The sequence below is a fragment of the Streptomyces spinoverrucosus genome (assembly GCF_015712165.1).
GTDB classification, from domain to species: Bacteria; Actinomycetota; Actinomycetes; order Streptomycetales; family Streptomycetaceae; genus Streptomyces; species Streptomyces spinoverrucosus_A.
Genome location: NZ_JADPZX010000001.1, coordinates 4,851,793 through 4,874,044, shown reverse-complemented (window position 1 = coordinate 4,874,044; position 22,252 = coordinate 4,851,793). Strand labels below are relative to the sequence as shown.

Sequence of the window (22,252 nt, the reverse complement as noted above, 5' to 3'; positions counted from 1 at the left end):
ACAACGAAACCCGCACCCGCCAAACCAGCGAAACCCCCCACCCCCTCACGCGTCCGGCCGCTCCAACAACGGCATCGGATCCACCCCCACCGCCCCCGGCAAGATCTCCGCGATCCGCCCCGGCGTCCAAGCCCCCTCGGCATAAGCCGAGCGCAGCTCCCTCGGCTGTGCCCACACCGCGATCTTCGGCCCCGCGACGGTGTACACCTGCCCGGTGATCCCGGCCTCCCGCGCCCGCTCGGAGAGCAGATACACCACCAGCGCGGCCACATCCTCCGGCTCCCCGATCTCCGCCAGCTCCGTCGGCACCTTCGCCGACATCCGCGTACGAGCGACCGGCGCCACCGCGTTGGCGGTCACGCCGTACTTGTGCAGCCCCAGCGCGGCACTGCGAACCAACGAAATGACCCCACCCTTCGCCGCGCTGTAGTTGGCCTGCGACACGGACCCCTGATGGTTGCCGCTGGTGAACCCGATCAGCGTCCCGGCCCGCTGCTGACGCATCACCGCCGACGCCGCCCGGAACACCGTGAACGTGCCCTTGAGATGAGTGGCGACCACCGGGTCCCACTCCTCCTCGGTCATGTTGAACAGCATCCGCTCCCGCAGGATCCCGGCGACGCAGACCACCCCGTCGAGCCGCCCGAACGCCGACAGCGCCACGTCGACCACGCGCTGACCGCCCGCCATCGTGGAGATGTCGTCGGCCACCGCGACCGCCTCGCCGCCCGCCGCCTCGATCTCCTTGGCCACCGCCTCGGCGACCTCGCTGGTCGGTGAGGCGCCGTCGACGGCCACCCCGTAGTCGTTGACGACGACCCGCGCTCCCTCGGCGGCCGCCGCGAGCGCCACCGCCCGGCCGATGCCCCGTCCCGCCCCTGTCACGACGACGACCTTGCCGGTCAAGAAGTTCCCCACGCCCGGCCCCTTCCCGCGGTTTCTGACGGTCCGTTAGATTCTATGTCCCGTCGGATGCCCGGACACAAGCCCCGGGGAGGGCCCATGTCACTGCCGGCCGAGTTCCACGAGATCGCGGGGCGCGTGAACAACTGGGGTCGTTGGGGGGCCGACGACGAGATCGGGACGCTCAACCTGATCACCGACGAGGTGGTGCGCGAGGCCGCCGCCGAGGTCCGCACCGGACGACGCGTCCCGCTCGCCCTCCCCCTGCGGCAGGACGGCGTGCAGACCGGGATGATCCCCGGCCGGGTCAACCCCCTGCACGTCATGGTGCAGATCAACCAGGAGCTGTTCGGGCCGGGTACGGTCGCGTGCAGCGACGACGCGGTGACCATGGGGCTGCAGGCGGCCACGCACTGGGACGCGCTCACCCACGTCTCGCACTCGGGCCGGCTCTACAACGGCCGCCCGGCGGGCACCGTCACCGCGCACGGTGGCGCCGAGTTCAGCGGCATCGACAAGGCGCGGCACATCGTCTCGCGCGGGGTGCTGCTGGACGTCGCCCGCGCGCGGGGGACTGACCGGCTGGACGGCGACCACGCGGTCACGCCCGAGGATCTGGACGCGGCGGAGGAACTCGCGGGCACGCGCGTGCGTGCCGGTGACATCGTGCTCGTACGGACAGGGCAGGTCCAGGCGTATCTCGCCGGGGACAGGCACGGGTACGCGTTTCCCTCGCCGGGGCTGTCGATCCGTACGCCGGAATGGTTCCACGCGCGCGATGTCGCGGCCGTCGCGAACGACACCCTGACGTTTGAGATGTTTCCGCCGGAGAGAGAGGGTTTGTGGCTTCCCGTGCATGCGCTGCATCTGGTGGAGATGGGAATGCCGCAGGGTCAGAACTGGAATCTGGAAGAGTTGTCCACAGCCTGTGGAGAAACGGGCCGCTACGCGTTCCTGCTGTCGGCGACGCCCGAGCCGTTCGTCGGCGCGACGGGGTCACCGGTGGCGCCGGTAGCCGTGCTGTGAGAACCCCGCTTGAATCCGGATGGCGGCGCATACGCGCTCGCCCCGAGCACGGCGCGACACGCCGCCATCCGGCTCCGGCGTACCCGCCCCGGCTCCCCATGCCCCTGATGGCGGAACCAAACGCCGAATCGCGACCCGCACTCGACGAGGGCTCCCGTCACCGAAACCCTCGCCGTCCCCTCGCAACGAATCGCTCTCCCCAGCGTGATCAGCCGGACACGGCGCGTCAACAGCAGTACGGAAATTTGCCACTTACGTCCCGTTTGACGAAGGCGCGCACGGAAGCACACACGGGCGCACATCCCCACAACGGACCTGGTGAGCCCGGACCCTTGCCACCCGTGCCCCGGTCGCGACACCGGGCGCCTCACACGGCCTCGTACGCCAGCCCCTCGTAGCCCTCGTAACCTTCGTAGCCGTCGAGCCCTTCCAGGCCCTCGCAGGCGGCCACCGCGCCGCCGCCGCACGCCACCGCCGCGGCGCGCGGTTCGGCGCAGCGGTCGAGTTCGCACCAGATGTGCTTGCCGACGCCCTCGGGGCTCCAGCCCCAGCGGTCGGCGAGGCCGTCGACGAGCGCCAGGCCGCGGCCGCCGGTCTCCTCGCCGTCCACCCAGCGGGGCACCGGGGCGCGGGTGCTGCCGTCGGCCACCTCCAGGCGGACGGTGGCGGGGTCGGTCGCCGGCCGGGGCAGGGACAGTCGCAGCACGGCGGGACAGCCGGTGTGCACGACGGCGTTGGTGACCAGTTCTGAGACGAGCAGGATCAGGGTCTCGGCGAGCGGTTCGTCGGCCGCTATCCCGCACCCGGCGAGCCGCGATCGGGCCCACCGCCGGGCGCGCCCCACTTCCGCGGGGTCGGGCCGGATCTCCAGCTGCACTTGAAGCACCTGCACCGCTCACACCATCCGAACCGGTGGACACAGAGGCTCACGCCTCATGAGGGCCACGATCGTAGCCATTTTCTGCATGACCAGAACAACGGCCAGAGCAGGGATCACGGAACGTGAATCCCTTACGCAACAGCATGGTTGACGTACAGTCACCCCAACAAGCGCTTCGGGCATATTCCAGCGCGAAGGAGTACCCGTGCGGCATACTGTGCGACGCCCGTCGCGGGGAGTCGAACAGGCGGCGGAACAAGGCCCGTCACCGGCTCGCCTCGCGCTCGGAACCTCTCGCATCTCACACAAGGTACCGGAGTGGACCTTCGACTCCAGGACGTGACGAGTCACACCTAGGACACAAGCCGATATCAACGCTCCGTAATTCCGGTATGCCACATTCCGCGACATCCATTTCCCAGGGTTCGCCGATGCCGCAGGCTGGCGCCCCGTCAGGCCTCTCCGGCCACCAGGTCGCACGCGAGCATTTCCTCACTCTCCGTGTTCTCGCCCGCACGGTGGGTCCGCACCCAGGCCCGCTTCAGATGCAGATGCACCTCTGCCTCCCAGGTGAAGCCCATGCCACCGTGCACCTGGAGGCAGTCGCGGGCGCCGCGCACGGCCGCCTCGTCGGCGAGCAGCCGGGCCGCGGCGATGTCCACGGGGTCCGCCGTGACGGCCGCCGCGTACACGGCGGCGCGGGCCACCTCCACCCGCACGAGCGTGCGCGCGCAGAGCTGTTGTACGGCCTGGAAGGCGCCGATCGGCCGCCCGAACTGCTCACGGGTCCGGGCGTGTTGCGCCGCCAGCTCGCACACACGCACGGCCGTGCCGAGCTGCTCCGCCGCCGTGAGCAGCGCGGCCACCGGATCCGTCGCGCCCTGGGCCCCCGGCACCCGGTGCAGCGGCGTCAGCGGGTCCACCGACCGCAGCGGTACGGCGCCGGAGGCGTCCCCGCGCACGACGTCGGCCTGCGTCAGCCACTCCGCCGGCCCGCCTCCGTCGACGGCCGCCACGACGACCGACCCGTCGGCCGCGCCGGGCACCTCGCCCGCCGCGAGGTGCGTGGCCACCAGCGGGCCCGGCAGCAACGCCCGCCCGGCCTCCTCGAACGCCAACACGGCCTCCGGCAGCCCGAGTCCGACCCCGCCCTCGGCCTCCGGCAGCCGCAGCGCGAAGAACCCCGCCGCGCCCAGCTCCCGCCACAGCGCCCGGTCCAGCGTCGCGGGCGCCTCGACGGCGGCCCGGAGCGCCTCGCCGTTGAAGTGCCGGGCGAGCAGTTGCCGTGTCGCGGCCCTCAAGGCCCGCTGGTCCTCCGTGAGTTGGAAGCGCACGGCTACCGCCCCCTCGGGAGGCCGAGGATCCGTTCGGCCACGATGGAGTGCTGGATCTGCGAGGTACCGGCCGCGATGGTGTACGACAGCGAGGACAGCCGGTCGAGGACCCACGGCCGGTCCAGGTCCAGCGACTCGGCGCCCAGGACGTCGGCGGCGGTGTCGTAGAGGTCCTGACGCGCGTGCGAGTACCTCAGTTTGAAAACCGAACCGCCCACACCGGGGACCCCGCCCGAGGCCTCCGCCTCGCTGACGTTCCACTGGGTGAGCCGCCACAGCGCCCTGAACTCGGCGTTCAGCCGCCCCAGCCTCCGGCGCAGGACAGGGTCGTCCCAGCGGCCGTTCTCGCGTGCCTGACAGGCCAGTTCGACCAGCACCCGGCGGCAGGCCACCACCTCGCCCACGAACGCCGTGCCGCGCTCGAACGACAGCGTCACCATGGTGACCCGCCAGCCGTCGTTCTCGTCCCCGACCCGGTTGGCGACCGGCACCCGCACCTCGTCCAGGAACACCTCGGCGAACTCGGCCGACCCGGCCAGCGTGCGCAGCGGCCGTACGGTGATGCCCGGCGCGTCCATGGGCATGGCCAGCCAGCTGATCCCCCGGTGCTTGGGTGCCTCCGGGTCCGTGCGCACCAACAGCTCGCACCAGTCGGCGACTTCGGCATGGGAAGTCCAGATCTTGGACCCACTCACCACATAGTCGTCGCCGTCCCGCCACGCGCGCGTGCGCAGGGCCGCGAGGTCGGATCCGGCGTCCGGTTCGCTGAAGCCCTGGCACCAGACCTGCTCGCCGCGCAGGATGGGCGCCAGCCAGCGGACGCGCTGCGCTTGCGTTCCCTCGGCGGCGATCGTGGGCCCCGCGTGCAGCAGCCCGACGAAGTTGGCGCCCACATAGGGGGCGCCCGCCCGCTCGGTCTCCTCCAGGAAGATCAGCCGCACGGTCGGGGACGCGCCCCAGTGGACCTCCCCGTACCCGGCGTCGTACAGCATCCGCTGCCACCCGAGGTCGTACGCGCGCCGCCCGGGCCAGTCGTCCGGGGACGGCTTGGGCGGCAGGGACGGCAGCACGCCCCGCAGCCACTCCCGCAGCCGGGCCCGGAACTCCTCCTCCTCGGGCGTGTACGTCAGGTCCACTACCGGTCCAGGTCGAGGTCCAGCATGCGGATCGCGTTGCCCCGCATCAGCTTGTACACGGTCTCGCCGTCGAGGCCCTTGACGTGGTCGAGGGCGACCTCCTTGGTGTGCGGGAAGGTGGAGTCGACGTGCGGGTAGTCGGTCTCGAAGGTGGCGTTGTCGCGCCCGACGACGTCCAGGGACGCCACCCCGTGCTTGTCGCGGAAGAAGCAGCAGAAGACCTGCCGGTAGTAGTACGTGGACGGCGGCTCCGGGATCAGGTCCCGGACACCGCCCCACGCGCGGTGCTCCTCCCAGACGTCGTCGGCGCGCTCCAGGGCGTACGGGATCCAGCCCATCTGGCCCTCGGAGTAGGCGAGTTTGAGGCGCGGGAAGCGCACCAGGACCCCGCTGAAGAGGAAGTCCATCATCGAGGCCATCGCGTTGTTGAACGACAGCGAGGCCTGCACGGCGGGCGGTGCGTCCGGGGAGGCGGCCGGCATCTGGGACGACGACCCGATGTGCATGTTGATCACCGTCCCGGTCTCCTGGCAGACCGCGAAGAACGGGTCCCAGTACCCGGAGTGGATGGACGGCAGCCCCAGGTAGGTGGGGATCTCGGAGAAGGTCACGGCCTTCACGCCGCGTGCGGCGTTGCGCCGGATCTCCGCGACGGCGAGGTCGATGTCCCACAACGGGATCAGGCACAGCGGGATGAGCCGGCCGCCGCTGTCGCCGCACCACTCCTCGACCATCCAGTCGTTGTAGGCGCGCACACAGGCCAGGGCGACCTCCTTGTCGTGCGCCTCGGCGAAGGTCTGCCCGCAGAAGCGCGGGAAGGTCGGGAAGCAGAGGCTGCCCTCGACGTGGTTGAGGTCCATGTCCGCGAGCCGCGCCTTGGGGTCCCAGCAGCCTCGCCGCATCTCCTCGCGGGTGATGCCCTCCAGGGTCATCTCGTCGCGGTCGAAGCCGACGGCGGCGATGTTGCGCTTGTACGGGAACTTCAGGTCCTCGTAGATCCACCAGTCGGTGGGCTGGCCTTCCGGGTCCATCGTGATCTGGTACTTGCCGCCGACGTAGGCGAGTTCACCGATGCCCGCCGTGAGCGGCTGCGGACCTCGCTCCCGGTACTTGGCCGGCAGCCAGGTCTCGAAGAGGTGCGCGGGCTCGATCACATGGTCGTCGACGCTGATGATGCGGGGCAGTTCGGTCATGGTCCCCTCCGCCGGGCTGCGTCCAGGTGAGGCACAATCTGATGGCCTGTCAGATAGCATGTCATCTGACGAGTCGTCAGCCAAGCAGGGGGCACCCGTGAACGAGAGCCCGCACTCCCTGAGCTCCTCCCGCACGCTGTGGGAACTGCTCGACCACCGCGCCCGCCTCACCCCCGACCGCCCCGTCCTCCTCCAGGACGACCGCACCCTGACCTTCGGCACCCTGCGCGACCGCGCCGAACGGACCGCGGCCGGCCTGTACGGCATGGGCGTGCGCCCCGGCACGGTCGTCGCCTGGCAGCTGCCCACCCGGATCGAGACGGCGGTGCTGTCCTTCGCGCTGGCCCGCCTGGGCGCCATACAGACCCCGCTCATCCCGTTCCTGCGCGACCGCGAGGTCGGCTTCGCGCTGCGCGAGTCGGGCGCCGAGTACTTCGCCGTACCGGGCACCTGGCGGGGCTTCGACCACACCGGCATGGCCCGCCGACTCGGCGCGAAGGGTGTCTTCGAGGCGTACGACGACCTGCCCGACGGCGACCCCTCGGTGCTGCCCGCGCCACCCGACCGCGGTACGGATGTGCGCTGGATCTACTGGACGTCCGGCACGACCTCCGACCCCAAGGGCGTGCTGCACACGGACCGTTCCCTGATCGCGGGCGGCAGCTGCCTGGCCCACGCGCTGCGTCCCGCCGCCGACGACGTGGGGTCGATCGCCTTCCCGTACGCGCACATAGGCGGCCCCGACTACACGGTGATGCTGCTGGTGTACGGCTTCCCGGCGCTGCTGGTCGAGCAGTTCGCGCTGCCGGACGCGCTGGCCGCGTACCGCGCGCGCGGGGTGACGCTCGCCGGCGGTTCGACGGCGTTCTACTCGATGTTCCTCACCGAACAGCGCAAGCAGCCGGGGACGCCCGTGGTCCCTTCCCTGCGGCTGCTCGCGGGCGGCGGGGCGCCGAAGCCGCCGGAGGTCTACCACGCCGTCGTCCGCGAGATGGGCGTCCAGCTCACCCACGGATACGGCATGACCGAGGTACCGATGATCACCATGGGCGCGCCGGACGACACCCCGGAGAACCTGGCGACGACCGAGGGGCGGCCGCCCCAGGGCATGGAGATACGGATCGTCGAAGGCGAGGTGCGGCTGCGCGGGGAGGCCGTCTGCCGGGGCTATCTGGACCCGGCGCAGACGGCGGAGGCCTTCGACGAGAACGGCTTCCTGCGCACCGGCGACCTCGGGCATCTCACCGAAAGCGGACACCTGGTCCTCACCGGCCGCCTCAAGGACGTGATCATCCGCAAGGGGGAGAACATCTCCGCCAAGGAGATCGAGGACCTGCTGCACCGGCATCCGGCGGTGGCGGACGTGGCGGTGATCGGCCTGCCGGACGCCGACCGCGGGGAACGTGTCTGCGCGGTACTCGAACAGCCTTCTGCAACCACGCCCCTGACCCTGGAGGAGGTGACGGCGTACCTGCGCGCGGAAGGACTCTCGGTCCACAAGCTGCCGGAGCAACTGGAAGTGGTCGACGCCCTTCCGCGCAACGACACCCTGCGGAAGGTGCTCAAGTACAAGCTCAGGGAGCGTTTCTCGGCTACTCGGGAACGGTGAAGTAGCGGGCGAACGCGGGGATGATCTCCGCCTCGCTCACCTTGCCGTCGCCGTCGCCGTCGAGCGTGGTGGCAGCGGTCCGCGCGATGTCCGCGGGCACGCCCAGCACCTGCAGCACGCGCGCGAGGTCCTCGACCGTGGCAGCGCCGTCGCCGTCCGGGTCGGCGACGTCGAGGGCGGCGTGCAGGAAGGGGCGGGCGATCTCGGCGAACCGGTCGGGGTTGTCGCGCAGCCGCTTGACGGCGCCGTTGACGAACTCGTCCCGGGTGATGCGCTGGTCACCGTCTCGGTCCGCTATCCCGGCCATGCCCTGCCAGAAGGCCTCCGCGCCGCCGTACAGCGCCTGCCCCTTGTCGGAGCGGGACGCGGTGCCGAACTCCGCGAGCAGCGCCTTGGCCGCGCCGCTGAAGTCCTCGCGGTCGATGTAGCCGTTGCCGTCCTGGTCGAAGGTGGCGAACCGGGCCGCGATCCTGCGCTCGTACTCGCTGCTGACCATGTCTTTCAGGCCGCCTCACGTCATGTCGGGTGCGTCTCGCCAGGGAGCGTACGACGCCGCAGCCCGTTCAGGAGCGGGAAAACGACGGTTGTGCCAAGACCGGGGGAATTTTGGAACAACGGTGTGGCAGAGAGTTCACGCGGAGAGGGGACTGGCGTCGTCCGAGGTCGCGGACGGCAGATCGGGGTGCACGTCGAACAGCCGGCGTACGCCGAGCGCGCCGAGCACGCGGTTGACGTGCGAGCCGTCGGCCGCGCCCTGGGCCGGAAGTATCAGCCGCAGCCGCCCCTGACAGGAACGCAGCAGCCGCCGGGCCGCGATCAGCACACCCACGCCGCTGGAGTCGCAGAACCAGACCTCGGAGAGGTCGAGGACGAGACTGTGGCGGCCCTCGGCCACCGCGTCGTGCACCCGCTGACGCAGCACCGGCGACGTCACCAGGTCCAGCTCGCCCGACACCTGGAGCACGGCCCACTCGCCCTGCTCATCGCCGGTCACTTTGAACGCCACCACCATGCCCTTCGTCGCCGGAACGTGCGGAAACGGCCGGAACCACCCGGAAACGGAATCAGTCCCTACGCTTCCTTGCGGCGCGGCTGCCCACCGGCCGTGCCCTGAAACACCCTGCCGCAAACGAAAGCCGAACGAAAAAGGCTTGATTAAGTCGCATTCGATCCGATTCGATCAGGCCTGGTCCTCTGCACGCTGGGTAGGCGCGGCCCGAAAGCGCACTACCACCTGCGCTTCATCATGGGGCGCGCATTGCCACAAAGGGGCGTGCGTTGTCAGACGTGCCGACTACATTCGAGGTGGCGATGAACGCAGGCTGGACACAGAGCACGGCGAGGGGGCCACATGGCGAAGAAGGACGCACCGCCCCGCTGGGACCGCAAGATGCAGCAGCGACTCGCACGCGGTGAGGCGGCCGCCCTGGGCGAGCTCTACGACCGCTTCGCCTCCCTCGTCCACGGCCTGGCCCACCGCGTACTCGGCGACGAGCGGGCCGCCGACGGCATAACCCGCGACGTCTTCGCCCACCTCTGGGAGCACCCCGACGCCTACGACCCCAAACAGGGCCCCCTGCGCTCCTGGGTCGCCACCCTCACCCACCGCATGGCCGTGCAACGCCTGCGCGCCACCGAGACCGCCGCCCTCACCGAGACCGGCCACGGCTCCTCCGAGGAACTGGAACGCAAGGTCCGCCACGCCTCGGTGGCCGCCCGCGCCGACTACATCGTCCAGTCCATGCCGGCCCCGCTGCGCGCCGCCCTGGAGCGGGCCTACTTCCAGCGCCGCGACTACCGCCAGACCGCCACCGACCTCGGCATCACCGAGGACGAGGCACGCCGCCGTCTCCGCCTGGGCCTGCAACTCCTCTCCACGGCCCACGACGCCGGCACACCGCCCGGACACGGAGGTGCGGTGTGACAGAGGACCACCACGAGCACGAGCCGCACGACGAGGACAAGGACCCCTCACCCACCCAGCCCCGTATACCCATGCCGAGATCCTCGGTCGAGGACACGGGCCTCCCCCTGCCCACCCTCGACCCACCACCCCTCGAACACCACGTACTGAAGTCCCTCCTCGGCGCCTGGGCGCTGGCCGCCTGCTCGCCCGAGGAGACGACGGCGGTCGAGGACCACCTGGGCACGTGCGGCGGCTGCGCCGACGAGGCCCGCCGGCTCCGCGAGGCAGTCGGCCTGCTGCAACGCCCCGACAGCCTCGACCTCGACCCCGGCCTGCGCACCCGCGTCCTGGAGTCCTGCCTCGACCGACGCCCACCACGCATCCCGGTCCCCGAGTGGGCCATGGCCTACGACGCCGAGACCGCCCGTCTCGACGCCCTCCTCCAGGACTTCGGCGAGGCCGAGTGGCACGCGCCCGTACGCCTGCGCTGGTTCGACGGCACGAAGCCGACCAGCCGCCGCACGACCGTCGCCGGCGTCATCGCCCACCTCATGGCGGTGGACGGCCTGATCTCCACAGCCCTGGGTCTCGACGACCCCCTCGGCGACACCGCGACCGCGACCCACACCCCCACGGGCCGCACGGAGGCCTACTGGCAGGCCTCCCACTTCCCACCGACCCGCACCGTCCGGGCCCCCTGGCGCGAACAGAGCCACGGCATCGTGCGCACGGTGTCCTTCACCGGCGGCGGCGCGGGCAAGCTGGACGTACCGTACGGCGACTGCGAGCTGCCGCTGCACGACGCGATGATCGACCGGGCCTTCGAATGCTGGGTACACGCGGAGGACATCGCGGAAGCGGTCGACTACCCCTACGACCCCCCGTCGGCCCGCCACCTCAACCGCATGATCGACCTGGCGGCCCGTCTGCTCCCCACCACCCTCGCGGAACGCCGCCGCGCGGGCCTGGCGTCCCCCGCCCGAACGCCCCGCCACCTGGTCCCCGCCGGCAAGCCGGGCCGCACCCTCCGCCTGGAAATCGAGGGCTCGGGCGGCGGCGAGTGGCTGATCCCCCTGGACTCCCCCGCAGCGATCGGCTCCGCCGACCACGAGGTGGCCCACGTGGCCCTGGACGGCGCCGAATTCTGCCGCCTGGCCGCGGGCCACGTCTCCCCCGACGAAGCGGCAACAGGCCAACTGGGCGACCGCGAGGCCATCAAAGAGGTCCTCCTGGCAACAGCGTCCCTGAGCCGCATGTAGCCTCCCCGCCGCTACAGCTGCCGACGGACCATCGCGCAGCCCGGCACAACGGGGCGTACCGCCGCCCGCACCTAGGCCGGGACGTTGCGCACCCCGGCGCGGCGGGGTACCGCCCGCGCCCGCCCGTGCCGCCCCAGCGGCACGACTGCCCACGGCTGGACGGCCCAAGCGTCCACAGCTGAGCGACACCACATACCCGCGACTGGACGGCAGGCGCCCACGGCTGAGCGGCACCACATACCCCCCGCTGGGCCTGCGATAGCCGCACCCGCGTACGCACGGAAGGGGCCGTGTCGGGGGGTGTCCGCCCGCAGCGGTTGGCGCGTCAACCCGGGCGAGTTGGTAAGTGACCGATTCCGCGCCGTTCCGAGGACGGACACCCCCCGGCACGGCCCCGCACCACCCACCGAACCGCAGGCGCTACAGCAACCCCCACCGAAGAGCTACAGGCCGCCGCAGGCACCGCCTAAGCGAACACCACAGTCCGCCGCCCGTTCAGCAGAATCCGCCGCTCGGCGTGCCACTTCACGGCCCGAGCCAGCGCCTGGCACTCCACATCCCGCCCGATCCCGACCAGCTGATCCGGCGTGACACCGTGACTCACCCGCTCGACCTCCTGCTCGATGATCGGCCCCTCATCCAGATCCGCGGTCACGTAGTGCGCCGTCGCCCCGATCAGCTTCACACCCCGCGCATGCGCCTGGTGATAAGGCTTCGCACCCTTGAAGCTAGGCAGGAACGAGTGATGAATATTAATAATCCGCCCGCTCAGCTGCTTGCACAGATCGTCCGACAGCACCTGCATGTACCGAGCCAGCACCACCAACTCCACCCCCTCCTCCCGGACGATCTCCAGCAGCCGCGCCTCCGCCTCCGCCTTCGTCTCCTTCGTCACAGGAATGTGGTGGAACGGAATCCCGTAAGACCCCACCAGCTCAGCGAAATCCGTGTGGTTGGACACCACACCCGCGATCTCCACAGGCAGCGCCCCGATCCGCGCCCGGAACAGCAGATCATTCAGACAGTGCCCGAACTTGCTGACCATCAGCAGAATGCGCATCTTCTCGTCGGCCCGGTTGATCTGCCACTCCATCTGGAACGAGTCACCGATCGCCGCAAAGCTGGCCCGCAGCTTCTCCACCGTCACCGGCGCGTCCGCCGAGAAGTGGACCCGCATGAAGAACAGCCCCGTGTCATGGTCACCGAACTGCTGACTGTCCTCGATGTTGCACCCGGTCATGAACAGATAGCTCGACACGGCATGCACAATGCCCTTTTTGTCCGGGCACGACAGAGTGAGGACGTACTGATCGGCCGGCACGGCCTCGGCTCGGTTGGACTGCGCGTTCATGCACCACAGGGTCCCACACGGACCTGATCGCCCAAAAACCAAGCCGAAACCAAGCCGAAACTAAGCCGACCGCGTCAATATCCGCAGCACCTCAAGCGTCCGAGGCGCCCCCTCCGGATCCTCCCCGTCACTCACAGCCATCCGCACATGCGCGTCCCGAGCCGCCCGCACCGCCTCCGGCCACGCCTGATGCTCCAGGTACGAGGACACCGGCGCATCCGGCCCCACCTGATGCATGATCCGCAGCACCCGCAGCACCGCGGTATCGACCAGCGCCGCCTCCTGCGAGTCCCGGAATATCGTCCCGACGTACTTCTCGGCGGACCAGTGGTCCAGCCAGGTGTCCTCGACCAACCGGTACACGGCGTCGGTGACGTCCCCGTACCCGTCGACACCGGCCAGCCAGACGTCCCGCTGGAACGCCGGATCGGAGAGCATGTGCAGCGCGGAGCGCACATTGCTGCGCCAGCGCCACCACGGCATGTCGTTCAGTGGCATGCCACCCATCGTGGATGAGCGATGCCCGCGACGGGAAGAGTTCGCCGAACCTTGTACACCTTGCACACCTTGCACGGTCATCGATCGTACGTTCCTCGCCACGCCTCGTTCACCGGACCCCGCAATTCACCCGGACGTCACCTCCCGTTGACCGAGGGTCACTCACGGGTTAGCGATGTGGCGGAATCGTGCGGATGCATGACCGGCAGGCGACGCACCCGCAGCACATTCCTCCCGACCCTCACCAGGCCCGTCAGAGCTCTACCCAAAGCCCGCAAGGCACGCAAAACGCGTAAAGCGCGGACAGTCCGCACAGCGCGCACAGCGGGTGTCCTGGTGGCGTGCGCGTCGCTCGCCGCCGGATGCGGGGTCATCCCCGGCTTCACGGGGGGCGCCGGGGACGACCCGATCACCGTCATGACCTGGGCACCGCAGGACACCAACGCCACGAACAAGCCCGGCATGCCGGCCCTGGCCATGGCCTACGCCCGCCACGTCAACGCCGACGGCGGCATCAACGGCCGCAAGCTCAAGGTCATCAACTGCAACGACCGCAACGACAGCGTGAACGCCGCGAAGTGCGCCCGCCGCGCCGTCAAGGAGAAGGTCGTCGCGGTCGTCGGCTCCTACAGCCAGTTCGCCGACACGTTCTTCCCGATCCTGGAGGGAGCGGGCATACCGTACATAGGTGGCTACGGCATCACGAACGCCGAGTTCACCAGCCCGCTGTCCTACCCCGTCAACGGCGGCCAGCCCGCGCTGCTGGCCGGCCTCGGCAGGCAACTCGCGAGCAGCTGCGGCCCCGTCGCACTGGTCCGCCCGGACACCATCGCGGGCGACGAACTTCCCAACCTGCTCAATTCGGGCCTTGAGGCGGGCGGCCACCAGAACGTGACCGACGTGCGCGCGGCGGAGGACGCCACCGAGTACTCCTCGCAGTCCGAGCAGGCCCTGGACCGGGCCACCACGGACCCGACGGACCCGGGCTGCGTGGTGCCGGCGCTCGGCGACCGCACCAACACCTTCATGGACTCCTTCCGGCGTGCCCGCGAGGACTACCCCGACGTGCGCATGGGCACCGTGCTCGGCAGCGTCGACCAGACGGTCATCGACGCGACCGGCGGCGCGTCGAGCCCGTACGAGGGGGCGTACATCACCGGCTGGTACCCGGTGGAGGCCGACAAGCGCTGGGACGGGATGAAGAAGGTCATCCGCGAACAGGCCTTCACCGACACCCGTATCGACCCCGCGGACGCGGGCGTGCAGACCACCTGGATCGCCTACACCGTCCTGGAGGCCGCCCTGAAGGCGCTCGGCGACGGCGAGGTGTCGTCCGACACGGTACGGCGCACCCTGGACGACGGCTTCAAGGTCACCACGGGCGGACTCACCCCGACCCTGCGCTGGCAGTTCCAGGACGTGCTGGCCTCCGTCGGCTTCCCGCGCCTGGTCAACACCGACGTGACCCTCCAGCAGGTCAAGGACGGCCAGCTGGTGGCGGCACGCCAGGGCGCCATCGACGTGACGAAGACCCTGCAGGGGGCCGAGGAACAGGGCTGACCGGCCCCGCCTCACAGTTGGGTCGGCTGGCGCTCGGTCAGGCCGTACGTCCGGGCGATCGCGTTCCACAGCTTGGCGGCCTCGGCCTTCTGCGTGGTGGCGATGCCGCTCTCCCGGTTGCCGGCGGCGGTCTGGCCGGTGGCGCGGGCCTGCCCCTTCTTGCAGAGCTTGCCCTTCTGCCCGGCGACCTGGTCGGCCCAGGCGGCGTAGTGGTTGTCGGCGGAGGCGGAGGCCTTCCAGGCCTTGTTGAGCGCGGCGGTCAGCGCGGCGTGGTCGGGCAGCTTGTCGACGCTGAGCCCGGACAGCTGGGTGACCAGGTTGTTGCGCTGCTCGGCCGCGCCGCGCAGGTCCTTGGCGGCCTGGGCGAGGTTGCCGCAGGACTTCACCTCGTTGACGGCGTTGATCACCGTGGCCCGGCTGTCGCCGCTGTCGGCGAGCAGCTTGTCCAGAGCGACGGCCTGCTGCTCGGCCGGGTCGGCGGACGGTGCGGCGGAGGTCTCGGCGGTCGCGGGTGCCGTGGCGGACACGGGCTTGGGATCGTCGTTCTTCTCAGCGCCGCCACCGTCCGCGAGCAGCGCGCCGGCGCCTATCCCGACGACGGCGATAGCGACGCCGCAGGCCGCGATGAGCGGCACCTTCGAGCCCGTACGGCGCCCGCCGTCCCGGGAGGCGCGCCGCCCCCGGTCCGGGCCGGGGGCGGCGTACGACGGCTGCGTGGCGGCATGTCCGGCGCCCTGCGGCCCCTGGTAACGGGGCATGTGCTGGGTGGCCCCGGCCTGGCCGCTCCCGCCGCCGGGCCCGCCGCGGAAGAGGTTGTCGAACTCGGCGGGCGGCTGCCGGTCGCCGTACGCCCCCTGCCCGGACACGGGCGGGATGTACTGGGTGGCCTCGGCATCGGCCCCGGAGGCAGCGGGCAAGGGCCCGGCCCCCGCCGCGCCGCCCTCGCGGGCCCGCCTGAGATACGTCGTCGTCTCGGCGGGCCGGTCCGCGGGCCCACCGGACGGCATCTCCGGCGGCAGGGCGCCCGGCCCGACCGGCGGGATGTACTGCGTGGCCCCCTCATCGGCGGAGGCAGGTCCGGATGCGGGGACGGGGGGCAGGTACTGGGTGGCGCCTTCGTCAGCGGGCCCACTTGCGACGGGCGGGATGTACTGGGTCGCGCCGTCGGGCGCACCCGGGGCGTGGTACTGAGCGCCCCCGACCGGCGGAATGTACTGCGTGGCCCCCTCGTCGCCGGACGCGGCCGCGACCGGCGGAATGTACTGGGTCGCCCCGTCGTCGACCGCCGGCAGCGACGCACCCGGCGCCCCATGCCCCGCGGGCGGCAGCGGCGCCGAGGCCCCCGGCGCCGGCAGGGACGCCGCACCCTGGCCCGGCGTCCCGTACGCCCCGTACGACGCCTGTGCGCCACCGCCGTACGACGCCTCAGAGCCACCGCCGTACGACTGCTGTGCGCCACCGCCGTACGACTGCCCGTGCGCCCCCTCCTGGGGGAGCGGCCCCGGCTGGTCCTGCGCGCCCCAAGGAGCCGGCTGCTGCGGAGAGCTCCACGGCTCGGCGGGCGGCGTCTGCCAGTCCTGGCCCGGCGGCGGGGCCGGGGCCTGGTGCTGCTCGGGGCCCCACGGCTGGCCCCAGGCCTGGCCGCCGGGCGGTGCCGAGGCCGGGGTGGGGCCGCCGGGACGGGCACCGTGCTGCGGGCCTACGGGCCGGTCGGCGGGTCCACCCGTCATACCCGGCAGCAGCGGTTCGCCACCGTCGGAGGGCAGCACGATGCCTTCGCGCGCGGGCCGCGCCGAGGGCTCCTCGCCCTGTCCACTCTGCGTCACCGGGACTCCTACGAATGGGGGACCATCGGAATCGTCGGCTCACGCTACCGGGTCCCCCGAGCCGGTTGCCACGCAGCACAGGACCTGACCTCCTGCCCTGTGACCGCTGTAACAAAACCGGCCCGCGGCACGCTGTTTATGTCACCTCCTGCTCCCCCGGCCCTCGTTTCCCGCACGTTCACGCACGCGCGAGGCACTTTTCACGCGGCCGCCTGGAGGTCCAGCCGTGCCCCGAACTCCCTTACCACGGACTCCTCCTGGAACGGCTCCAGCCGCTGCTGGAAGTCGTCCAGATACTCGGCGCCCCGGTTGGAGCGGAGGGTCTCCAGGAGCTCCACCGCCTTCAGTCCCGTGTGACAGGCCTGTTCGATCTCGCGCTGCTGCACCTGCGCTGTGGCGAGCAGCACATAGCCGATCGCCCGCCTGCGCGCGCGGGACTCGGGGTGGCCGTCGAGGGACTCCTGCGCGCAGCGCGCCGCCGCCTCGGCCTGGCCGAGGTCGCGATGGCAGTGGGCCAGTTCGTCGGCGAGGTAGGCCTCGTCGAAGTGCGCGATCCACGCCGGGTCGTCGCCGGAGGCGTCGTCCGCGTGCTCCATGGCGGTCACGGCGCGCCCGGAGGCCGCCTGGGCGGCGCGCGCGTCGCCCATCAGGGCGTGCCCGCGTGCCTCGGCCGCGTGGAACATGGCCTCCGCGCGCGGGGTCACGCGCCCCCGCGCTCCCTCCTGCGCCGCCCGCGCCAACTGGGCGATCTCCCGGGGGTTTCCGAGCTGCGCGGCCAGGTGGCTCATGGACGCGGCGAGCACATAGCCGCCGTAGCCCCGGTCACCGGCGGCCTGTGCGAGCCGCAGCGCCTGGATGTAGTAGCGCTGGGCGAGGCCCGGCTGCCCGGTGTCGACCGCCATGTACCCGGCGAGTTCGGTCAACCGCGCCACGGACGCGAAGAGTTCCCGCCCGACGACCTCCCGGTACGACCCGGCCAGCAGCCCCGAGACGACGCTGTTGAGGTAGTGCACGACGACCGGGCGCACATGCCCGCTGCCGTACTGGTGGTCCAGGTCGACCAGCGCCTGTGTCATCGCCCGCACGGCCGCCACGTCCGACTGGCCCACCCGCGGGCCCGCCGAGCGCGCCACCTGCGCGTCGGGCGCGGAGATCAGCCAGTCGCGGCTCGGCTCGACCAGCGCGGAGGCCGCGACGGACGAACCGGACAGGAAGTCCCGGCGCCCCACGTCACTGCGCCACAGCTCACAGACCTGCTCGATGGCTCCCAGTACCGTCGGCGAGAACTGGAGGCCGACACCCGAGGCGAGGTTCTTGCCGTTGGCCATGCCGATCTCGTCGATCGTGACCGTACGGCCGAGTTTGCGGCCGAGCGCCTCGGCGATGATCGCCGGCGCGCGTCCGCGCGGCTGCTGTCCGCGCAGCCATCGGGCCACGGACGTCTTGTCGTAGCGCAGGTCGAGACCGTGCTCGGCGCCGCACATGTTGACCCGGCGGGCCAGCCCGGCGTTCGAGCAACCCGCTTCCTGGATGAGCGCCTGCAACCGTTCGTTCGGCTGCCGCGCGACGAGAGGCCTTGCTGCCATGGCGTACCCCCTGAATTCCGGCCGTGAAGATCAATGCCCCGCGAACATGCGCGAAATGCCAGTCATGCGAGGATTACTGAAGATTGCCGGGGTAAAGGCGGTTGCCGCCCCCACACCTGGCTACCCAGCTCCTGCCGCGGATCCTCCTGCGCGCCCCCAGACGTGCACCCATGCGCCCCGGATGCCGAATCGATGCTCCTCCCCCGCGCGCGGTCCGGCCGTAACCCCAGGTTGGGCTGGGAGTTGAGTTGAGCGTGGAAGAGACGATCCCGGCCACCGAAGCCGCACAGATTCCGAAGCAGCGCGGGGAATCGCTGCTGGACACCGCTGTTCGCTACGCCGAGGAGCGCCACTGGGACGTGTTCCCCGGCACCTGGCTGGAAGCCGCCGACGGGGTGCAGCGCTGCTCCTGCGGCGACGCCGCGTGCGGTGCGCCGGGGGCGCATCCGGCACGGCCGGACTGGGCGACGCAGGCGACCGGCAGTGCGACGGTCGCGCGGCGGATGTGGCAGAAGCAGCCGAACGCGTCGATCCTGCTGCCGACGGGGCGGACGTTCGACGCGATCTCCGTGCCGGAGACCGCCGGGTTTCTGGCGCTCGCCCGGATGGAGCGGATGGAGCTGACGCTGGGGCCGGTGACGTTGGCCCCGGACCGGCGGATGCAGTTCTTCGTGCTGCCGGGCGCGTCGGTGAAGGTCCCCGACCTGGTGCGCAAGCTGGGCTGGTCGCTCGGGTCGCTCGACCTGGTCGCCCTCGGCGAGGGCAGTTACGTCGCCGCGCCCCCCACCCGCTACGGCTCCCGCGGCGCCGTCCAGTGGGCCTGCCGCCCCACCCCCGCGAACCGCTGGCTTCCGGACGCCGAGGAGCTCATCTCCCCCCTCGCGTACGCCTGCGGACGGGATCGCTGACCAAGGCCCCGCCACAACAGCTCCCCTTAGGGTTCTCCCATGAACCAGGGAGCACGGGTGGACACCGCCGCGGTACGCATACAAGGGCTCTGGAAGCGGTTCGGGGAGCAGATCGCCGTCGCCGGGATCGATCTGGAACTGCCCGCCGGGCGGTTCGTCGGGCTGGTCGGGCCCAACGGGGCCGGGAAGACCACCACGCTGTCGATGGTGACCGGGCTGCTGCGGCCCGATCAGGGGACCGTAGAGATCGCCGGGCACGATGTGTGGCGCGATCCGGTGGAGGTCAAGGCCCGGATCGGGGTGCTGCCGGAAGGGCTCAGGCTGTTCGAGCGGCTGTCGGGGCGGGAGCTGCTGGCGTACACGGGCCGGCTGCGCGGCCTGCCCGGCGCCGAGGTCGACATGCGGGCCACCCAGCTGCTGGACGTCCTCGATCTGGCCGGTGCGCAGCACAAGCTGGTCGTCGACTACTCGACCGGCATGCGCAAGAAGATCGGGCTCGCCGCCGCGCTGCTGCACAACCCCGAGGTGCTGTTCCTCGACGAGCCGTTCGAGGGCGTCGACCCGGTGTCCGCGCAGACCATCCGCCGGGTGCTGGAGCGGTACACGGCGTCCGGCGCCACCGTCGTCTTCTCCTCCCATGTGATGGAACTGGTCGAGTCCCTGTGCGACTGGGTGGCTGTCATGGCCGCCGGCCGGATCCGCGCCCACGGCCCCCTCGCCGACGTCCGCGGCGACGCTGCCACGCTCCAGCAGGCCTTCCTCGAACTCGTCGGCGCGCACGACCGGGACACCGGCTCCGACCTGGACTGGCTCGGCGGCGGCGCCCGATGACGAGCACCACCACGACCCTCGTACAGCTGAAACTGTCGCTGCTGCGCAACGGTCTGCGGCAGTCCGCCGGGCGGCGCGCCGCCTACATCGCGTCCGCGGTCGTCACCCTGCTGTTCGCCGCGCTGCAACTGCTCGGCCTGATCCTGCTGCGCGGCAACGCGCACGCCGACGCCGTGATCGTGCTGCTGGTGGCCGTGCTGGCGCTGGGCTGGGCGGTGATGCCGCTGTTCTTCCCCGGCGGCGACGAGACGCTCGACCCGACCCGGCTGGTGATGCTGCCGCTGCGGCCCCGGCCGCTGGTGCGGGCGCTGCTCGCGGCCTCCCTGGTGGGTATCGGGCCGCTGTTCACGGTGTGCATGCTCGCCGGCTCGGTGATCGCGGTGGCGCACGGGGCGGCGGCGTACGTCGTCTCGGTCGTCGCCGTCGTCCTGGCGCTGCTGGTCTGCGTGGCCCTCGCGCGGGCCGTCGCCGCCGCCAACGTCCGGCTGCTGACCAGCCGCAAGGGACGCGATCTGGCGGTGCTCAGCGGGCTCGTCATCGCGGTCGGCGCGCAGGTGGTCAACTTCGGGGCGCAGCGGCTCGGTTCGGCCGGGCTGGGGCAGCTCGAACCGGCGGCCGACGTGCTGCGCTGGGTGCCGCCCGCGTCGGCGCTCGGGGCGGTGGACGCGGCGAGCCGGGGGTCGTACGGCATCGCGGTCGCCCAACTCGCGCTGACCGCCCTGGCGCTGGCGGCGCTGGTCGCGGTGTGGGCGCGGCATCTGAACCGGCTGATGACCTCGCCGGACGGTTCGACGGTCCAGGCGATGACCGACACGGCCGTACGCGACCGGTCGTCGACCGCGACGGCCCGGCTGCTGCCCGGCGGGCGGACCGGGACAGTGATGGAGCGCAGCCTGCGGTATGTGTGGCGCGACCCGAAGACCAAGGCGGCCTGGGTGACCTCGCTGGCCATCGGGCTGATCGTGCCGGTGTTCAACGCGCTGCAGGGCACCGGGTCGATCTACTTCGCGTGCTTCGCCGCGGGCATGCTCGGCATCCAGATGTACAACCAGTTCGGGCAGGACACGTCCGCGTTCTGGATGGTCGCCATGACCATCTCCTCCACCCGGGACGCGTACGTCGAACTCCGCGCGCGTGCGCTGGCCCTGCTGGTGATCACCCTGCCGTACGCCACGCTCGTCACCGTCCTGACCACGGCGATGCTCGGCGACTGGCCCAGGCTGCCCGAGGTGCTGGGGCTGTCGTTCGCGCTGCTCGGCGCGATGCTGGCCACCGGGGCCTGGACCTCGGCGCGCTTTCCGTACTCCATCCCGCAGGAGGGCTACAAGAACGTGGCGCCCGGCCAGGTCGGGCTCGCCTGGATCGCGATCTTCGGCGGGATGGTGGCCGCGGCCCTGCTGTGCACGCCGGTCATCGTCCTGACCATCCTCGTCCACACCAGCGCCGACGGGGACACGTGGAGCCGGCTGCTGCTGCCGGCGGGCACGGCGTACGGCGCCGCGCTCAGCTACCTGGGGCTGCGGCTGGCGGCGCCGCGCACGGCTCAGCGGCTGCCGGAGATCCTGACGGCGGTCAGCAAGGGGTGAGCAGTCAACTCCTGTTACTCACTTGCCGTTTGGGCTTACCATCCGGAGACGGCAGTCGGCGTTGGGGGCGCGAGTGGCCAGATGGTTCGGCAAGTCCAGGGGAACGCAGCCCGGCGACGACGATCCGCTGGGCACCGCCGACGAACTGCGGCTGACCTACGGGCGGACCGGCGACCCCGGCCTGCTCCGCCGGGCGATCCAGGCGGCGGAACAGGCCAAGGACCACTACCCGCCCGACGATCCGCACCACGCCTCCAGCCTGTCCGCGCTGTGCATGCTGTACCGGCTGCGCTGGGAGCGGGAGCGGGACGTACGGCTGCTGGACCGGTCGGTGGCGTACGGGCGTCAGGCCGTCGACGCCTCACCGCCCGGCGACCCCGAGCTGAGCCGGCACATGTCGTCGCTGGCCACCTCGCTCCAGGAGGCCTTCGACCGGGGCGGACGGCAACAGGACATCGACGAGGCCATCGCCCTCTACCGCGGCTGCCTCGACCTCCTGCCGCCCGACCACCCCGAACACCCCGGGCAGGAGTCCAACCTCGCCAACGCGCTGCTCCGCCGGGCGCAGAAGTTCCCCGACCCGGCCGCGCTGGAGGAGGCCGTACGCCATGCCCGCGCCGCCCTCGACCACACCCCGGACCACGATCCGATGCATGCGGTGCGGCTGGTCAACCTCGGCGGGGCACTGCTCGGCCTCGTGCAGAGCGGGCAGATCTCTCACGCCGCCGAGGCGCAGGCCCTGTACGAGCGGGCCCTGCGCGAGTTGCCCCGCACCCACCCCGCCTACGGCTCCGTCCAGGGGGCGGCCGAACGGATCCGCCACCTGCGCAGAACGCTCGGCATCTGAGCCGCGAGGGGCC

The 22,252-nt window shown here is 71.4% G+C and carries 20 protein-coding genes; 9 read left to right on the top strand and 11 right to left on the bottom strand.

The features are described from left to right. Positions 1–45 precede the first annotated feature (45 nt). The gene (locus tag I2W78_RS22155; protein WP_196462012.1) at positions 46–918 is read right to left on the bottom strand and encodes an SDR family NAD(P)-dependent oxidoreductase; all 873 of its coding nucleotides are present in this window, start codon (positions 916–918) and stop codon (positions 46–48) included. An 84-nt stretch (positions 919–1,002) separates the two neighbouring features. On the opposite strand from I2W78_RS22155, the gene I2W78_RS22150 reads away from it, so the two are divergent. Then, a complete protein-coding gene (locus tag I2W78_RS22150; protein WP_196462011.1) occupies positions 1,003–1,929 on the top strand; it encodes a cyclase family protein in 927 nt (308 codons plus the stop codon). A gap of 367 nt (positions 1,930–2,296) precedes the next feature. Here the strand turns inward: I2W78_RS22150 and I2W78_RS22145 are convergent, their stop codons facing one another. The 4 genes from I2W78_RS22145 to I2W78_RS22130 form a co-directional block, all read right to left on the bottom strand. Beyond that, positions 2,297–2,806, bottom strand: a complete 510-nt coding sequence (locus I2W78_RS22145; RefSeq protein ID WP_196464671.1) for an ATP-binding protein — start codon at positions 2,804–2,806, stop codon at positions 2,297–2,299. A gap of 455 nt (positions 2,807–3,261) precedes the next feature. Further along, entirely contained in the window at positions 3,262–4,143 is an 882-nt protein-coding gene (locus tag I2W78_RS22140; RefSeq protein ID WP_196462010.1) for an acyl-CoA dehydrogenase family protein, read from the bottom strand. A 2-nt stretch (positions 4,144–4,145) separates the two neighbouring features. Continuing rightward, on the bottom strand, positions 4,146–5,279 hold the full coding sequence (locus I2W78_RS22135; protein WP_196462009.1) for an acyl-CoA dehydrogenase family protein: 1,134 nt from the start codon (positions 5,277–5,279) through the stop codon (positions 4,146–4,148). Beyond that, the gene (locus I2W78_RS22130) at positions 5,279–6,472 is read right to left on the bottom strand and encodes an amidohydrolase family protein (protein WP_196462008.1); all 1,194 of its coding nucleotides are present in this window, start codon (positions 6,470–6,472) and stop codon (positions 5,279–5,281) included. Before I2W78_RS22130 ends, I2W78_RS22135 begins: the two co-directional genes overlap by 1 nt. A 97-nt stretch (positions 6,473–6,569) precedes the next feature. Between I2W78_RS22130 and I2W78_RS22125 the strand changes: the two genes are divergently transcribed. Further along, on the top strand, positions 6,570–8,081 hold the full coding sequence (locus I2W78_RS22125; protein ID WP_196462007.1) for a class I adenylate-forming enzyme family protein: 1,512 nt from the start codon (positions 6,570–6,572) through the stop codon (positions 8,079–8,081). Here I2W78_RS22125 and I2W78_RS22120 read toward each other — a convergent pair. Further along, a complete protein-coding gene (locus I2W78_RS22120) occupies positions 8,065–8,577 on the bottom strand; it encodes an EF-hand domain-containing protein (RefSeq protein WP_196462006.1) in 513 nt (170 codons plus the stop codon). The two genes, I2W78_RS22125 and I2W78_RS22120, sit on opposite strands and share 17 nt — an antisense overlap. Before the next feature lie 135 nt (positions 8,578–8,712). Continuing rightward, positions 8,713–9,093, bottom strand: a complete 381-nt coding sequence (locus I2W78_RS22115) for an STAS domain-containing protein (RefSeq protein ID WP_196462005.1) — start codon at positions 9,091–9,093, stop codon at positions 8,713–8,715. Positions 9,094–9,432: 339 nt separating this feature from the next. Here I2W78_RS22115 and I2W78_RS22110 point away from each other — a divergent pair, with 339 nt between their 5' ends. Both I2W78_RS22110 and I2W78_RS22105 read left to right on the top strand, forming a co-directional pair. Next, positions 9,433–10,005, top strand: a complete 573-nt coding sequence (locus I2W78_RS22110) for a sigma-70 family RNA polymerase sigma factor (RefSeq protein WP_196462004.1) — start codon at positions 9,433–9,435, stop codon at positions 10,003–10,005. After that, entirely contained in the window at positions 10,002–11,246 is a 1,245-nt protein-coding gene (locus I2W78_RS22105; protein ID WP_307783731.1) for a zf-HC2 domain-containing protein, read from the top strand. Before I2W78_RS22110 ends, I2W78_RS22105 begins: the two co-directional genes overlap by 4 nt. A 466-nt stretch (positions 11,247–11,712) precedes the next feature. On the opposite strand, the gene purU is transcribed toward I2W78_RS22105, so the two are convergent. Both purU and I2W78_RS22095 read right to left on the bottom strand, forming a co-directional pair. Continuing rightward, entirely contained in the window at positions 11,713–12,597 is an 885-nt protein-coding gene (purU, locus tag I2W78_RS22100) for a formyltetrahydrofolate deformylase (protein ID WP_196462003.1), read from the bottom strand. Positions 12,598–12,657: 60 nt separating this feature from the next. Continuing rightward, positions 12,658–13,104 carry an SCO4402 family protein gene (locus I2W78_RS22095; protein ID WP_196462002.1) on the bottom strand — a complete coding sequence of 149 codons (447 nt, stop codon included), beginning with the start codon at positions 13,102–13,104 and terminating at the stop codon, positions 12,658–12,660. Between the two features lie 189 nt (positions 13,105–13,293). On the opposite strand from I2W78_RS22095, the gene I2W78_RS22090 reads away from it, so the two are divergent. Then, entirely contained in the window at positions 13,294–14,655 is a 1,362-nt protein-coding gene (locus tag I2W78_RS22090; protein ID WP_196462001.1) for an ABC transporter substrate-binding protein, read from the top strand. Between the two features lie 11 nt (positions 14,656–14,666). On the opposite strand, the gene I2W78_RS22085 is transcribed toward I2W78_RS22090, so the two are convergent. Both I2W78_RS22085 and I2W78_RS22080 read right to left on the bottom strand, forming a co-directional pair. Next, positions 14,667–16,481 (bottom strand): hypothetical protein, encoded by a 1,815-nt coding sequence (locus I2W78_RS22085; protein WP_196462000.1) that lies wholly within the window; start codon positions 16,479–16,481, stop codon positions 14,667–14,669. A 200-nt stretch (positions 16,482–16,681) separates the two neighbouring features. Beyond that, positions 16,682–18,067, bottom strand: coding sequence for a transcriptional regulator (locus I2W78_RS22080; protein ID WP_196461999.1), 1,386 nt, complete (start codon positions 18,065–18,067; stop codon positions 16,682–16,684). Positions 18,068–18,321: 254 nt separating this feature from the next. On the opposite strand from I2W78_RS22080, the gene I2W78_RS22075 reads away from it, so the two are divergent. The 4 genes from I2W78_RS22075 (at position 18,322) to I2W78_RS22060 (ending at position 22,239) form a co-directional block, all read left to right on the top strand. Then, positions 18,322–18,975 carry a bifunctional DNA primase/polymerase gene (locus tag I2W78_RS22075; protein ID WP_196461998.1) on the top strand — a complete coding sequence of 218 codons (654 nt, stop codon included), beginning with the start codon at positions 18,322–18,324 and terminating at the stop codon, positions 18,973–18,975. 39 nt (positions 18,976–19,014) lie between these two features. After that, entirely contained in the window at positions 19,015–19,806 is a 792-nt protein-coding gene (locus tag I2W78_RS22070; protein WP_196461997.1) for an ABC transporter ATP-binding protein, read from the top strand. Beyond that, positions 19,803–21,392, top strand: coding sequence for a transporter (locus I2W78_RS22065; protein WP_196461996.1), 1,590 nt, complete (start codon positions 19,803–19,805; stop codon positions 21,390–21,392). Before I2W78_RS22070 ends, I2W78_RS22065 begins: the two co-directional genes overlap by 4 nt. 73 nt (positions 21,393–21,465) lie before the next feature. Then, positions 21,466–22,239 carry a hypothetical protein gene (locus I2W78_RS22060; protein WP_196461995.1) on the top strand — a complete coding sequence of 258 codons (774 nt, stop codon included), beginning with the start codon at positions 21,466–21,468 and terminating at the stop codon, positions 22,237–22,239. Positions 22,240–22,252 lie beyond the last annotated feature (13 nt).